10 protein-coding genes and 2 tRNA genes are annotated in these 15,777 nt (G+C 33.8%); 4 read left to right on the plus strand and 8 right to left on the minus strand.

Annotated elements, in window-relative coordinates:
* Positions 1-32: 32 nt before the first annotated feature.
* From QGM60_RS03045 to mutS, 7 genes are all read right to left on the minus strand, one after another.
* Positions 33-1,991 (minus strand): sialate O-acetylesterase, encoded by a 1,959-nt coding sequence (locus QGM60_RS03045; RefSeq protein WP_281138755.1) that lies wholly within the window; start codon positions 1,989-1,991, stop codon positions 33-35.
* Positions 1,992-2,097: 106 nt separating this feature from the next.
* Positions 2,098-3,237, minus strand: coding sequence for a mannonate dehydratase (uxuA, locus tag QGM60_RS03050; RefSeq protein WP_281138756.1), 1,140 nt, complete (start codon positions 3,235-3,237; stop codon positions 2,098-2,100).
* A gap of 27 nt (positions 3,238-3,264) precedes the next feature.
* Entirely contained in the window at positions 3,265-4,005 is a 741-nt protein-coding gene (locus tag QGM60_RS03055; RefSeq protein ID WP_281138757.1) for an SDR family oxidoreductase, read from the minus strand.
* Between the two features lie 15 nt (positions 4,006-4,020).
* Positions 4,021-6,201: an alpha-glucuronidase family glycosyl hydrolase gene (locus tag QGM60_RS03060; protein ID WP_281138758.1), complete on the minus strand. Its 2,181-nt coding sequence runs from the start codon at positions 6,199-6,201 to the stop codon at positions 4,021-4,023.
* Between the two features lie 247 nt (positions 6,202-6,448).
* A tRNA-Leu gene (locus QGM60_RS03065) sits at positions 6,449-6,533 on the minus strand.
* Between the two features lie 44 nt (positions 6,534-6,577).
* Positions 6,578-6,649 (minus strand) — tRNA-Gly (locus QGM60_RS03070).
* 95 nt (positions 6,650-6,744) lie between these two features.
* Positions 6,745-9,357, minus strand: a complete 2,613-nt coding sequence (gene mutS, locus QGM60_RS03075; RefSeq protein ID WP_281138759.1) for a DNA mismatch repair protein MutS — start codon at positions 9,355-9,357, stop codon at positions 6,745-6,747.
* Between the two features lie 122 nt (positions 9,358-9,479).
* Here mutS and QGM60_RS03080 point away from each other — a divergent pair, with 122 nt between their 5' ends.
* Both QGM60_RS03080 and QGM60_RS03085 read left to right on the plus strand, forming a co-directional pair.
* Positions 9,480-10,016 carry an RNA methyltransferase gene (locus QGM60_RS03080; protein ID WP_281138760.1) on the plus strand — a complete coding sequence of 179 codons (537 nt, stop codon included), beginning with the start codon at positions 9,480-9,482 and terminating at the stop codon, positions 10,014-10,016.
* A gap of 289 nt (positions 10,017-10,305) precedes the next feature.
* A complete protein-coding gene (locus tag QGM60_RS03085; protein WP_348634883.1) occupies positions 10,306-10,956 on the plus strand; it encodes a class I SAM-dependent methyltransferase in 651 nt (216 codons plus the stop codon).
* 65 nt (positions 10,957-11,021) lie between these two features.
* Here QGM60_RS03085 and folK read toward each other — a convergent pair whose 3' ends face one another.
* Positions 11,022-12,149, minus strand: a complete 1,128-nt coding sequence (gene folK / locus QGM60_RS03090; RefSeq protein WP_281138762.1) for a 2-amino-4-hydroxy-6-hydroxymethyldihydropteridine diphosphokinase — start codon at positions 12,147-12,149, stop codon at positions 11,022-11,024.
* 72 nt (positions 12,150-12,221) lie between these two features.
* On the opposite strand from folK, the gene QGM60_RS03095 reads away from it, so the two are divergent.
* Both QGM60_RS03095 and QGM60_RS03100 read left to right on the plus strand, forming a co-directional pair.
* A complete protein-coding gene (locus tag QGM60_RS03095; protein ID WP_281138763.1) occupies positions 12,222-12,926 on the plus strand; it encodes a queuosine precursor transporter in 705 nt (234 codons plus the stop codon).
* Between the two features lie 105 nt (positions 12,927-13,031).
* A complete protein-coding gene (locus QGM60_RS03100; protein ID WP_281138764.1) occupies positions 13,032-15,701 on the plus strand; it encodes an AsmA-like C-terminal region-containing protein in 2,670 nt (889 codons plus the stop codon).
* The last annotated feature ends 76 nt before the right edge of the window (positions 15,702-15,777 follow it).

A 15,777-nucleotide genomic window follows, 5' to 3' on the forward strand; every position in this document is an offset into this window, starting at 1 on the left:
TAAAACTCTTGAATTACACCTTAGATAAACGCCTACTCAATTCTGAAAGGTGAAGCTGGTAAACCTTCTTTATTATATAAATTAGGATTGTCTGGATTATCAGACCAGGCATATTTTACATACTTCGGATGAGGCACAGTATCACTCCATACCACAACCTTGTTATCCACTATTTTTGCATTTGCCCAAACATATTCACCATCTTCACCTGCAATTGCAAACTCGCTGAGCTCTTCGCCATCATCTGTAATAAGTCCACCTCCAATATTTAAAAAGGAGATAATAACTTTATCTTTTTGTATAATATGGCTTTTATATAATGGTCCTGAATGGACAATATCTTCCTTATAAGCTAATTTTTGTGCCGCCAAAGCCATTCGTTCACCCACATCTTTTTTATTATCTGGGTGAATATCATTCCACTCTCCTAACTCAATATTAACAGTCATAGCAGTATTGGGCACTACTAAAGACTTCAATTGAGATTCGCGTAACTTTGCCCAACCACTTTCTGTAGGCAGATAATCTACATCTCCAAAATTAGGAAGCTGAGCATATATAAATGGTAATTCTACATTAGTAAACTTAGCTCTCCAATCCTTTATCAATGCTGGTAATAATTCAGCATATTCTTCTGGTCTCCCAGCGTTACTTTCTCCTTGATACCATAGAACTCCTGTTATTGGATATTCCAAATAAGGTGCCACCATAGCATTGTAAAGTGCTGTAGGTTCATTTTGAGGATTAATTCTTCGAGGACCTGCAAAACTGCTTCTATCTCGAGGAGGAAACACTTCACCTACTTTATATTCCCAATATCCTTTTAGATCTACAGTATCTCTTTCATTAAAAATCTTGTACGGTTTGTCTGGTACAAAACCACCTTTTCCACCATAATTTGTCACACGAATCACAAACAGATTTTCACCTTCTTTTAAAACATCCTTAGGCACATTGTAGCGTCGTTGTGGATATTGGTAAGTTGTTTGAGCTATCTTTTTTCCATTGATGTAAAGCTCATCTGCGTTTACAATTCTACCTAGAAATACCTCAGCTTCCTCGCCTGTCATAGATTGAGGCAACTGAATTTCTCTTCGGTACCAAACTACTCCATTTAAATCTCTAACACCTTGGTCTTCCCAGTATCCTGGAATATTTATTCTACGCCAATTTTTGGGTTCAAAATCTAATGAATACCAAGGGGTTTCTCTGATAAGACCTTTATCTTTAGAAAGAGGAGAACTAATGGTATTGTTATGGTTACCATTTAAGCTATTGACATAACTTGTATCTTTATTTCGTTCTATGACTTCTAAAAATTTAGGAAAATTTTTGTAACCATCCTCACTTATCCAAGCCTCGATAGGTGTTCCGCCAACACTAGCATTTATCAACCCTATAGGAACATTATATTTTTCATATATTTTTTTTGCAAAGAAATAGGCTACTGCAGAAAATGGTCTTACTTCTTCACCTATGGCTTTTTGCCATTTGCCACCGTCTAAATCTTTGATTGGACCATTTAAGTCAGTATTCGTAGGAATTTTGAAATGCCTTATTTCAGAATAATTCACATTTTTAATTTCATCTGCATAAGTAACATCATGAATATCTAGTTGATGTACCATGTTAGATTGACCAGAACATAACCAGACATCACCTATAAGGACATCATTCAAAATAATTTCATTAGTTCCTGAAACCTTTAAAGTAAAAGGACCTCCTGCTTTCATTTTTGGCAACTCTATACTCCAACTACCATCGCGAGATGTTTTTGTTGTTTTAGACTTTCCGTTAAATTTCACCCTTACTTTTTCACCAGGTGAAGCCCAGCCCCAAACCTTAATATTGGTATGTCTTTGCAAAACCATGCCATCTTGAAAAATAGTAGGAAGCTTAACTTGCCCGGAAGAAGAAAAAATTACAAACAAACAAAAGGTTAGCTGTAAAATTCTTTTTTGAAGTGTTATAATTCTTAATCTTTCCTTCATACTATCGTTTCGTTTTTGGCTTCAGATGCTTTATTAAACAATTAATAATTAATGTTTTATAGTTTTGCTTTTATCAAATATTTCAACTATTCTGAAACTAACCATACTAATTAGAAATTCCCATTTCTAATCCTCTCAGTTCTGCTAGTCCTTTCATTCTTCCTATAAGCGAATATCCAGGATACTGTTCTTTTTGTCCTTCCATAGAAAAAAGAAAACCATGATCTGGTCGCATTGGTAAGTTAACTTTACGTTTTTCCATTAGCTTTAAAATCTCTATCATGACAGACTTCATCTGAACATCTCCATCTAGATGGGCTGATTCTCTAAAAACATCCTTATTTTCTCGTTTTACATTTCTTAAGTGCAAAAAGTGAATACGCTCATCAAATAGATTTATAATCCTTATTAGATCATTATCTGGATGAGCACCTAAAGAACCCGTACAAAAACAAAGTCCATTAGCGACTGAAGGAACAGCTTCAAAAATCTGCTGAAGATCGCTAGTTTGTGACACAATACGAGGTAAACCCATTACAGAAAAAGGAGGATCATCAGGGTGAATGGCTAACTTAATACCTAACTCTTCAGCTACTGGGACAACTTCTTTTAAAAAATAAATGAGATGATCTCGAAGTGAAGAATCATCAATATCCTTGTAGTTATCTAAAAGAGCCAATATTTCTTTAGCTGTAAAATTTTCTATACTTCCTGGAAGTCCCAATAATACATTTCTAAATAATTGTTCTTTTTCACTATCGGTAAGGTTTTGTCCGTATTGAAGCGCAACCTCAATTTCTTCTTCTGAATAACTTTCTTTACTTCCTGGTCTTTTCAAAAGAAATACGTCAAAATAAATGAATGCTTTATGGTCGTATAGCAAAGCTCTTGTTCCGTCTGCATTTACATACGCGTGATTGGTACGAACCCAATCTAGTATAGGCATAAAATTATAAGTCACCACATAAATACCACAAGTGGCTAAATTTTTAAGGCTGGTCTTATAATTATCAATGTGAATCTTGAAATCTTCTTTCTGTCGTTTGATATCTTCACTTACCGGAAGACTTTCCACAACGGCCCATTCCATTCCTTCGTCACGAATTTCCTGTTGACGTTTTTTTATGTCATCAACAGTCCAAATATCTCCAACAGGGATATGATGTAATGCTGTAACTATGCCTTTTACATCACATTGTCTAATATCCTGAAGACTAATTTTGTCTTGTGGACCGAACCAACGCATTGTATGTAACATCTGATATTTCATAAACTAAAAACCAATGGAATTACCTCCATCAACACACATGGTGACACCTGTTACAAATTTGGCTTCATTGCTAGCAAAAAAGAAAACAGCATCTGCAATATCTTCTGGCTCACCCATTTTACCCATTGGTGTACGAGAAAATACTTTATTTTTTCTTTCAGGATCTGAGTTAAGTGCTTCTGCTGTCATTGGAGTTTTTATAAAACCTGGTGCAACACAATTTACTCTAACTCCGTACTGAGCAAGGTCCACAGCCATAGAGCGCGTCATACCCTCAATAGCTGTTTTACTAGCCGTGTAGGCAATTACCTTTGGAATACCATACTGAGCTGCCATTGAGCTTATATTTACTATATTTCCTCCTCCACTATTCTTCATCACCTTTACAACTTCTCTAGATATCGAAAAAACACTCTTCATATTGGTATGAATGATTTTATCGAATTCTTCATCAGTAACCTCAATAAATTCCTTTTTCATATTAATTCCGGCATTATTAACCAAAACATCAATATGTCCTTCGGTTTCTGCTATTTGACTAATCATTTCAGGTATTTTATCTAACTGATCAAGGTCAAATACGATTGGTTTTGCCAATTCACCTATTTCTTCGCAGGCCTTAGCTGTTTTCTCTTGGTTTCTACCAACTATATAAGTGGTATAACCATTATCGCAGAATTTTTTGGCCGTGGCATAGCCCAGACCAGAATTACCGCCAGTTACGATTGCCGTTTTGTTTCTCATTAAAATTGATATTGATTACCATCTTGGCCTTATACCTGGCGCATATGGATATGTCATTGATTTATATTCTTCTAATGTTTTACCTGGTTTTGGCACACCATTAGGAATTGGTTTTCCTGAAAATTCTTGAAAATAGACTAAAGAAGAATCTCTCCACCACTTGGCTTCTTTCAACTGAATGGAAAGCAACATTTTCACTTCCTCAAAACGTTCCTCATCTATATATGGTTTCATTTTCTCCCAAGTGCTTATCATTTTGTTTACTTGGTTAACACCTTCTTGATATTTAAGAGCTAGTGCATCCCAAAGTATATTTCCATCTTTCATTTTATAATCCCAAGACAAATGATGAAACCAAAGCAATAGTTCCTCTGGTGTAGTTGCAGGTTCATTGAAATTTTTCGCCACCGTTTCTTCATATTGGGAAACGGCGTTAGTACCTGTTTCGCTTCGATTAAAACCTATACCTTCTTTGTCTGCCTTATGATAATATGTAGGATTCCACTCTGGTCTTGAAAGATCATCTACCCAAGGTCCTGGTCCATAATGATGACCTGTAGCCATTAAATGATGAAGACCAAGTGGAGTCATATAATTAACTACAGCTTCTCGAGACTCCATAAGTATAGGAATCATTGTTTCAATAAAATTAGGATCTGTGCTAAACGTTAGCTTTAACCATTCTTCAGCAATTTCTTCTTCTGACAAATAAGGATCCCAAGCCAAACGCCCAAAACCATACCAATTTGCTTGAGCAAAAGGATGACCTGTCCAATTTATATCAGTACCGATATTAGACACACCGGCCATTCCTGATATTGATTTATTATGAAGTGAGCCATCAACAACTTTAGCTACTGTTGATCCCTCTCCTTCACGATAGGTATCAGCTTTCAGAACTTCTTCATATAATTTTGGGAGAAAAACCATATGTGTACTAAATCCTAAGTATTCTTGGGTTATTTGAAACTCCATCATTAAAGGCGTCTTCGGCATAGCACCAAACATTGGGTGAAAAGGCTCTCTAGGTTGAAAATCTATAGCACCGTTTTTTACTTGAATTATTACGTTATCACGAAATTTACCATCGTAAGGCACAAATTCACTGTAGGCCTGTTTTGCTCTATCGGTAGGATCGTGTTCTGAGTATACAAAAGCCCTCCACATGATAATACCTCCAAAAGGAGCAACAGCATCTGCCAACATATTAGCACCATCAGCATGATTGCGACCATAATTCTGAGGACCAGGCTGTCCTTCTGAGTTAGCTTTTACTAAAAAGCCACCAAAATCTGGTATTTCTTTATAAATCTCCGCTGTTTTTTTTGCCCACCAATTCTTTACTTTCTCATCGAGAGGATCAGCCGTTTCCAACTCTCCTATTTCTATTGGTGCAGAAAAGCGTGCCGTTAGATAAACTTTGATTCCATAAGGTCTAAATAGATCAGCTAAAGCTTTTACTTTTTCTATATATCTTGGTGTTAACACTAAAGCGTTAGCGTTGACATTTGTTAAAACCGTACCATTTATGCCTATACTGGCGTTAGCTCTTGCGTAGTCTTCATATCTAGGGTCTATATACTCTGGAAGCTTATGCCAGTTCCAAATAGAAAACCCAGCATAACCACGCTCTACAGTTCTATCTAAATTATCCCAATGATTTAACAGTCGTATATCAGTTTTAGGACTTTCAATAATATTGAGACGAGACAAATCATTTTGCATTTGCATCTGTTTCAACAATTCAAAAGTTCCATAGAGTAATCCTATTTCAGAATTTCCTGCTATAATAATTTTATAATCGTCATTGATTTTTACATACTTAATACTAAATCCCTCTTCACCAATACTCGCCCAATCTTGAGGAACATTTTTTTCTAATTGCTTTGGATAGTTCTCTTTATTTACAAATATTAGTTTAGCTTTTAAATAGTCATTTTCCCAAAGAACTTTTTCTTTAAGCATGCCTTCCGAAGCTCTAAGAAGTTCATTTTTAATAACTACTAAGGTCTCACTTTCTCCACTAATATTAATTTTATTAAAATATTGACTGTAATTCTCGCGTATCTCACTATTATTTAAATAGCTGTAACGTAACCAAAGATCATATCCATTTTCGGCATTAAGAGAAATTGAAGGGACTAGAATAAAACTTAAAATCAGTAAAGCGTGATAACGCACTATTAAGTTTCTCAAAAAAATACTCGTTTTCGACATTAATTGTGAATAAATTATCCTACAAATTATTTATCTGTATTCATTAATTCTTCCAAATATAAACTTTTAGATCAAGAATAACGCAATCGGTTGCGTAAATTTGTAATTATTTTGTTAAAACACTATTATTCAATCTAAAAAAATATGACAAAAACCTAGAGAATAAGTGACATAGAAACACTTGTGAAATAAAAAAGCCTCATCAAAATTTTGATAAGGCTTTTTGTACTGAAGGCGGGACTTGAACCCGCACGGCCATAATGGCCATTGGATTTTAAGTCCAACGTGTCTACCAATTCCACCACTTCAGCGTCCAAGTTACAGACTGTAACTTTATTGGTATATATTATTGTAGAGCGAAAGACGGGATTTGAACCCGCGACCCTCACCTTGGCAAGGTGATGCTCTACCCCTGAGCTACTTTCGCAGTTTTAAAAGAACTATTTCGCTGTAAAAGCGGATGCAAATTTAAAATAAATCTTATAAATGCAAAGCCTTTTTTAAAAATAAATACAATTTATTTTAAGCTTGCTTTTTCTTCACCAACATTCGCTTTATTTCATTGAGTTTCATCAAGGCCTCAACCGGTGTTAATGTATCTATATCTGTATGCAAAATCTCATCTTTAATTTCCTCAAGTAGAGGATCATCTAAGTTGAAAAAGCTTAACTGCATATCATCTTTCATTGATTTAATGTTATCTGTAAGCTCTTCGCTAGAGTGAGACTTCTCTAATTTAGATAATATTTTATTTGCTCTTCTGATGACTTGCTGTGGCATGCCTGCCATTTTAGCCACATGGATACCAAAACTATGCTCACTACCACCTTCAACCAACTTACGTACAAAAAGTACATTGTCTTTCAGCTCTTTTACTGAAACATTAAAGTTCTTTATACGTTTAAATGTCTCACACATTTCATTGAGCTCATGATAATGTGTAGCAAATAAAGTTTTAGGTTTTGAAGGATGTTCATGTAAATATTCGCTAATGGCCCAAGCGATGGAAATACCATCATACGTACTTGTTCCTCTTCCTATTTCATCTAATAATACTAAACTACGCTCAGAGATATTATTAAGAATGGATGCGGTTTCATTCATTTCTACCATAAAAGTAGATTCTCCCATAGAAATATTATCACTGGCACCAACACGAGTAAAAATCTTATCTACCAAACCTATTTTTGCTTCAGTAGCAGGAACAAAACTTCCTATTTGCGCCAATAGCACAATTAAAGCTGTCTGTCTTAATATGGCCGACTTACCAGACATATTAGGTCCAGTTATCATTATAATTTGTTGAGACTCTCTATCGAGATAAACATCATTAGCAATATAAGCTTCACCCAAAGGCAACTGCTTTTCTATAACAGGATGACGACCATCTTTTATTTCTAAAGCAAAGCTATCATCAATTTCAGGATAATTATAACTGTTTGATTTTGCTAAACTCGCAAACCCACACAAACAATCTAGCTGACCAATAAGTTGTGCATTCTGCTGTACTTGCACAATAAACTGGTGCATCCAGGTTACTAACTCAGAAAACAATTGTTGCTCTATAGCCAATATACGCTCTTCAGCACCAAGAATTTTAGCTTCGTACTCCTTAAGTTCTTCAGTTATGTAGCGCTCTGCATTTACCAGAGTTTGCTTACGAATCCACTCTTGCGGAACTTTGTCTTTATGAGTATTTCGAACTTCAATATAATATCCAAAAACGTTATTAGATGCTATCTTTAAAGATGGAATCCTTGTACGCTCACTCTCACGTTGAAGCATATTGTCCAAATAGGTTTTTCCAGATTGTGATAAACCTCTGAGCTCATCGAGTTCTTCTGAAAAACCATCGGCAATGGTGTTACCTTTAAGAACGTTTACAGGCGCTTCTTCGTTAAGTGTTTGCTTAATTTTTTCTCTAAGCAAGTCACAATTATTCAAATTAGAACCCAATACTTTCAGCGCATCATTCTCACAACTTTCAGCAATTGATTTAATTGGTACAATAGCTTCTAACGAGTTCTTTAATTGCACCACTTCTCGTGGACTCACTTTAGTCGTTGCTATCTTAGATATTAAGCGTTCTATATCTCCGATATGCTTTATTTGACCTTGAATTTTTAAAAGTTTAGCTTCATTTTCCAAAAGGTATTTTACCACCTCATGACGCTGTTTTATTTTATCAGCATGCTTTAACGGAAGCGCTAACCAACGTTTTAAAGTTCTTCCTCCCATAGCCGAAATTGTCTTATCAATAACATCAATAAGTGTTACGGCATTGGTGTTTGAGGAATGGTAAAGCTCAAGATTGCGAATAGTGAATTTATCCATCCAAACGTAATCATCTGTTGCAATCCTTGAAATTGTTGCAATATGCTCTAACTTATTGTGCCTAGTTTCACTTAAATAATGAAGCACAACTCCCGAAGCAATAATACCTTCGTATAAATCGTGAATACCAAATCCTTTTAAGGTTTTTGTATTAAAATGCTTCGTTAAAGTTTCATTGGCATAATCGGCTTGAAAAACCCAATCTTCTAAAAAGAAGGTATGAAAATCGTTACCAAAAGTTTCAGCAAATTCTTTTCTAGCTTTTTTAGAAATTAGAACTTCACTAGGATTGAAGTTTTGCAATAACTTATCAATATACTCCGCATTACCTTGAGAAGTTAAGAACTCACCTGTTGAGATGTCTAAAAATGAAATCCCAATATTTTTCTTGTCAAAATGAACCGCACAGAGAAAGTTGTTGGATTTCGACTGAAGTATATCATCATTTAAAGCTACACCTGGTGTAACCAACTCTGTAACACCACGCTTTACAATTGTTTTGGTTTGCTTAGGATCTTCCAACTGATCGCAAATAGCTACACGCTCACCAGCACGAACCAATTTTGGCAAATAGGTATTTAACGAATGATGCGGAAAACCAGCCAATTCGGTTTCACTTTCACTACCAGCACCTCTTTTGGTAAGAATAATATCTAGAATCTTAGCCGTTTTAACAGCATCGCTACCAAAGGTTTCATAAAAATCACCAACTCTAAACAATAGTAACGCATCAGGGTATTTAGCCTTGATAGCATTATACTGTTTCATTAAAGGAGTCTCTTTTTTTGCTTTTTTAGCCAATGGTATTCTAAGTTTTTAATTCTATTTTTGTTACAATTGTAAGATTGCTAATGTAGCCAAATAGCCTTGTTATATAAAAGGAATACTAAAGAAGTTATCTACAAAAAACACAAGATTTCAACATGCGAAAACTGAAAAACAGCGAACTAGACCGATTGGAAATTGAGGAATTTAAAGCTGCCAAAAAATCACCGATAATCATCATATTAGACAATATTCGAAGCCTAAACAATATTGGCTCTGTCTTTAGAACAAGCGATGCTTTTTTGATTGAAAAAATCTACTTGTGTGGTATAACAGCACAACCGCCTCATAATGACATTAGAAAAACCGCATTAGGCAGTACCAAAACTGTTGATTGGGAGTATGCAGAAAATACGCTTAGTGTTGCTGAACAGTTAAAGTCTGATGGTGTAAAAATTTGCTCCATTGAACAAGCCGAAAATGCCACCATGCTCAATGATTTTCAACCTCAACCAAACACTAAATATGCTTTTGTTTTTGGTAATGAAGTAAAAGGTGTTTCTCAAGATGTTATTAACGCTAGTGATACCGTTATTGAAATTCCACAATATGGCACCAAACATTCCCTGAATATTTCGGTGAGCTGTGGTGTTGTTGTTTGGGATGTGTTTTCGAAGATTATGAAAACTATCTAATATTTTTCTAAAATGTTGAATGATTAATTTTTTCGATTTTTTATTTTAAATATAATCAGGAAGACTATCATAAGAATTACTAAAGCAATCAAAAAATCCTAAGGTGTTGCGTTTGACGAGCCACTATTATCACCTCTTGGCACATTTACTGGCCCACTAAAAGGAGTTCCTTTTTGAATTAGAAAAATAATAAAACAATTCATATTAAATTAAAACTACAACTATTTCGCAATATTTAAAAGTATACTCTACAACAAAATAGATTCACATCAAGTATTGAATGACAATCATGAAAAAACAAAAAAGTCCTTGGCCAACCAAAGCCGTAATGCAACAGATTTATAGAAAGCATTTTTGGGGCGGACAAGGTTCCGATTTTTATTCTGGCGAAGGCTCTCACAAACCTAAGATTATTGAGCCATATCTCAAGGTAGTTATCAGCTTTTTAAAATCATATCAAAATTTAACCGTTTGTGATTTAGGTTGTGGTGATTTTAATATTGGGAAACACCTTGTAGAATACACACAACATTATTTTGCTGTTGATATTGTTCCTGAGCTTATAGATCGTAACAAAACATTGTTTGAAGCTGAAAATTTAGAATTTTTATGTTTAGATATTTCCAAAGATCAATTACCGAAAGCCGACTGTGTTATTTTACGACAAGTGCTTCAGCATTTATCTAATGAGGAAATTCAACAAATTTTAGACAAACTTCAGCATTACAAATACATCAATCTAACAGAACATGTCCCTATTGGTCATTTTACACCAAATATTGATATTATTGCTAATCGCAGTAACAGATTAAAACATAAAAGCGGAGTTGATATAACAGCAGCACCTTTTAACTTTAAAGCTAAGGAAGTTCTTTTATTGAATGAAGTCATATTAAGTAGCGATAACAGCAAAATTATAACAACGCTTTATTCGCTTTAAAATTAGCTGATGAGATTCTGAAATACTGAAATAAATTCAGCAATAGCAAGTTCAGAATAACAAAACTACGAACTGATTTCTCTTAGAAGCCACAAATAATCTTCACGATTCTTCACAAAATCTTTATCTGAAATATCAATGATTTTTACATTGAGTTCAGACTGTGATTTTAAAAATTCTAGATATCCGGAATTGATTTTATTTAAATATTCATCTTGAATTTCTTTCTCGTATTTACGTCCTCGCTTTTTAATATTAGCTTGTAAACGTTCTGTGTTTTGATAGAGATAGACATACAAATCTGGTCTCGCAATATCTTTATAAACCTGATAAAATAATTTACGGTACAATCTAAACTCATCATCAGGCAGTGTAACCTTTGAAAAAATCAGCGATTTATGCACATCATAATCGCTTACCATAAAATCCTTGAATAAATCTAACTGCGATAAGTCATCACTAATTTGTTGGTAACGATCTGCCAAAAAAGACATTTCTAATGTAAACGCATAGCGCTCTGGCTCTTTATAAAATTTTGGCAGAAATGGATTATCTGCAAAACGCTCTAAAATTAATTTCGCATTGAACTCTTGCGAAATCTTAGTCGCCAGACTTGTTTTCCCTGCACCTATATTTCCTTCAATGGCAATAAAATTGAAGTCCGTAAAATTATAATGCCGTTTTGGACTTTTTAACCAAATATTTACGGGTTCTATAACCGAAGTATCTTCACAATAATCTAACAAACTTTCAATAGTAAACTTTAAAACAGGGTGTTCTACTTCTTTTGTAATATCTAAAAGTGGCTGCAAAACAAATTTTCGTTTTTGCATGTGCGGATGCGGAATTACTAAATTACTATCATTTAGCACCTCGTCATCAAACAAAAGAATATCAAGATCAATTTCTCTAGACTCATAAATTTCAGAAGTCTTAGTTTTTCGTCCCAGCTTAAATTCAATAGCCTTAAGCTCCTTGAGTACTGATTTTGGTTTAAGCTCAGTTTCAACTTTGATACAAGCGTTATAAAAGTCGTCACCTTCAAAACCAAGTGCTGGTGTTTTGTAAACTTTTGAGATTTTTTTTACGACACCAACCTTTTCAAAAACAGCATCAATGGCAGATTGCAAATACTGCATTTTATCGCCTTTGTTACTACCTAATGCTATGTAAATGGTTTTGACAGATTTCATAAGAGGAAACAAAATAACTAAAACAAAATTTATTACTTTATCTTTACTGAAACTATTTATCAACCATTTTTAATGCTATTAAAAGACAAGCTTTTAGCGCAACGTATCTACTTACTCCTTGGCGCTCTTTTTATAACCTCACTTGTGGTTTCTAATCTTATATTTCAAAAATTCTTTTATTGGTATCCTGTTGATATAGAATTTTTTGGCAGTAAGCTTTTTGAGATTTCGGTTGGCATTCTCCCTTATCCTATTACATTTTTAATCACAGATCTAATCAGTGAGATTTATGGTAAAAAGAGAGCTAATGATATTGTGGTTGCAGGCATTTTTGCATCTCTATTTTCTGTCGGAATAATTTTAGTAGCAGATCAAGTTCCTGCATTATCTAATTCACCAATAGACAATCAAACATTTAATTCCGTTTTCAGCAAAACCATTGTTGCCGTCGGCTCTAGTATGCTCGCTTATCTTTTTGCTCAATTTATTGATATAAAAATTTATCACTTTTGGAAGAACCTTACAAAAGGTAAACACTTATGGATACGTAATAACTTCTCTACTTGGCTATCTCAATTTATCGATACCTTTTCAATTATATTCCTTCTTTGTTCATTCGAAGTTTTGCCGTGGACAAGTTTTAAAGGATTACTGATCAGCGGTTTCCTTTTTAAAGTATTTGTAGCAGTATTCGACACTCCTTTTTTATACTTAGGCGTATACCTTTTTAGAAAACGCTTCAAACTCAAAGTAAATGAGGAAATAAATTTGGCATAAGAGATTACCCAAACATTAAATTCTTCTTAAACTTGAAACACATAGCAACTATTATACAGAACTTAGCGTATATTAGATAATAGCACTAACAACCTTACTTATATTATGAAGAAAATTTTCAAAATTATTGGAATCATCTTACTCATTTTTATAGCCATTTTAATTGCTATACCTTTTGTTTTAGAATCCAAAATAGACACTATTGTTCAAAATTATGCTGACGAAAATCTTGATGCAGATCTCAGTTTTGATGATATAAGCCTTAGCCTTATAAGTAGTTTTCCTAAAGCAGAAGTAAGTGTAGACAATTTAAAAATTACCAACCGAGCTCCATTTGAAGGCGAAACCTTAGCTACAGCCAAGTCCCTATCTTTCGAAATGGCGATTGGTGAACTTTTTAAAAGTTCTGACGAGCCTTTAGCAGTCAACGAAATTATAGCAGATGAATTATTACTCACCATAAAAAACAACAAAAACGGAACTGTAAACTACGATATCGTTAAACAAACAAACGATGCGCCTTCTACTACGACAAAAACTTCTTCTGGCAGTTTTACTTTCGATATAAAAAATTACGAGTTGAATAATAGCGCTTTCACTTATATAGATGAAGAAACAAACACACAAGTTTATGTTACAGAAATTAACCACTATGGAAAGGGAATATTTTCTGGGGAAAAATCTGAATTAGACACCAATACGGAAGCTAATGTTAGTATGTCTGTTGATAGCGCTCAATATTTAAATAATAATATCATAAAATTAAAAGCTTTAATCGATTTAGACTTAGAGCAACAGAAATACACCTTCAAGGACAACAAAGGTTACATCAATGCTTTACCTTTAGAGTTTGAAGGTTTTTTACAAATGGTTGAAGAAGGTCAACAAATAGACATTACTTTCAAAAATCCCGAATCGTCTTTCAAGGATTTTTTAGCTGTAATTCCTAAAGAGTATTCAAAAAATATTGAAAACGTTACCACCACAGGAAACTTTACAGTAAACGGAATCATTAAAGGATTAGTTTCTGAGGAAACTATTCCGACTTTAGATATTAACATGAAGTCCGATAATGCTTCCTTTAAATATCCAGACTTACCAAAAAGTGTAGATAATATTCACATAGATGCTTCGGTTAAGAACACCACAGGAAATGTAGATGACACTTATGTAGATGTTAATCGGTTAGATTTTAGAATAGACCAAGATGTTTTTAAATCAGAAGCACATATTAAAAATCTTACAGGCAATATGCTGGTTGATGCCAACTTAGATGGTATTTTGAACTTAGCTAACATTACAAAAGCTTATCCTGTAGACTTAGAAAATGAGCTTAGTGGTATTCTAAGAGGTAGCCTAAGCACCGCTTTTGATATGGAAGCAATTGAAACCAATGCTTATCAGCGCATTAAAAACAACGGTAATGTTTCTGTATCTAATGTTATTTTTTCTTCTGAAGACATGGCAAATCCTATTCAAATCAATAAAGCAGATTTAACTTTAAATTCTGGAAATGTAAGCCTAAAAAACTTTGAGGCTTTAACTGGTAAGAGTGATCTAAATGCTTCGGGAAGTATTAATAACCTTCTTGGATTTTTATTGAGCGATAAAAAATTAGAAGGCAACTTTACGGTTAACTCAAATACTTTTGCTATTTCTGATTTCATGACAGAAGATAAAACTGCTTCAGAAGGTTCAAGTTCAAACAAATCAGCTTCTAGTACTCCTACAGAGACCATGAAGATTCCTGATTTCTTAGATTGTACTATAACGGCAAATGCTAAAACTGTAATCTATGATAACCTGAACTTAAAAAATGTAAAAGGTCAACTAGTTATAAAAGACCAAAATGCCAGTCTTAAAAATATGACAACTGACATTTTCAATGGTCAGTTAGGTCTTTCAGGTAATGTTTCTACCAAAGAAGCTAAGCCAAAATTCGACATGCAATTAGCAATGCAGCAATTTGATATTTCGCAATCTTTTCAAGATTTAGAAATGCTTAAAGCCTTAGCACCTATTGCAAAAGTTGTTCAAGGGAAATTAAATTCTACAATAGACATTAGCGGTTTATTAGGTGAAGATTTTGCACCAGACTTAAGTACCATTTCTGGTAATGCTTTAGCAGAGTTATTGACTTCAAATGTAGATGTATCTAAAAGTCCTTTATTAGCTGGTTTAGATAATAAGTTAGAATTTTTAGATCTTCAAAATCTTCAAAAAGATATTAATACTACACTTAGTTTTGAAAATGGTCAGGTTTACGTAAAACCTTTCACATTAAAGTATAAGGATATTCCTATTGAAATTTCAGGAATGCATACCTTCTCTAACAATTTAAAATATGATGTTGTACTTCAGGTTCCTGCTAAATATTTAGGAAGTGAAGTGAATCGTCTAATCGGAAAAATTAATGATGATGAAGTGAATAATATTTCTATTCCTATTACAGCAAACATCAACGGAAGTTTTTCTAGCCCAAATATTTCAACAGATTTAACCAGCGGAGTTTCTAACCTTACCAAACAATTGGTTGAGATTGAAAAACAAAAACTTATTGGTAAAGGAAAAGATAAAATTAGTGACCTGCTTGGTAATGTATTAGGAGGAAATTCTAATTCCAACACAACTAAAACCGACTCTACAGCAACAGTAAAAGACAGCACCAAAACTTCAACAAATGATAAAGTTAAGGAAGGTGTGAAAAATGTGTTAGGCAATGTCTTTGGAAAGAAAAAGTCTAAAACAAGTCAAGATTCGACTAAAAATCAGTGATTTTGAATAAAAACAGCTCTGTTTTTGCCAAAATTTGTTAATTATTTGTGGTTTTCTTGTATATCTTAAAAATAAA

It is taken from the genome of Winogradskyella sp. SYSU M77433 (assembly GCF_029911945.1).
Classification (GTDB): Bacteria; Bacteroidota; Bacteroidia; order Flavobacteriales; family Flavobacteriaceae; genus Winogradskyella.

Excerpts from the sequence above, each read along its gene's own strand:
- folK (WP_281138762.1), bottom strand. The coding sequence starts at position 12,149 with ATGAAATCTGTCAAAACCATTTACATAGCATTAGGTAGTAACAAAGGC.
- QGM60_RS03095 (WP_281138763.1), top strand. The coding sequence starts at position 12,222 with ATGCTATTAAAAGACAAGCTTTTAGCGCAACGTATCTACTTACTCCTT.
- QGM60_RS03080 (WP_281138760.1), top strand. The coding sequence starts at position 9,480 with ATGCGAAAACTGAAAAACAGCGAACTAGACCGATTGGAAATTGAGGAA.
- uxuA (WP_281138756.1), bottom strand. The coding sequence starts at position 3,237 with ATGCGTTGGTTCGGTCCACAAGACAAAATTAGTCTTCAGGATATTAGA.
- QGM60_RS03055 (WP_281138757.1), bottom strand. The coding sequence starts at position 4,005 with ATGAGAAACAAAACGGCAATCGTAACTGGCGGTAATTCTGGTCTGGGC.
- QGM60_RS03045 (WP_281138755.1), bottom strand. The coding sequence starts at position 1,991 with ATGAAGGAAAGATTAAGAATTATAACACTTCAAAAAAGAATTTTACAG.
- QGM60_RS03100 (WP_281138764.1), top strand. The coding sequence starts at position 13,032 with ATGAAGAAAATTTTCAAAATTATTGGAATCATCTTACTCATTTTTATA.
- QGM60_RS03085 (WP_348634883.1), top strand. The coding sequence starts at position 10,306 with ATGAAAAAACAAAAAAGTCCTTGGCCAACCAAAGCCGTAATGCAACAG.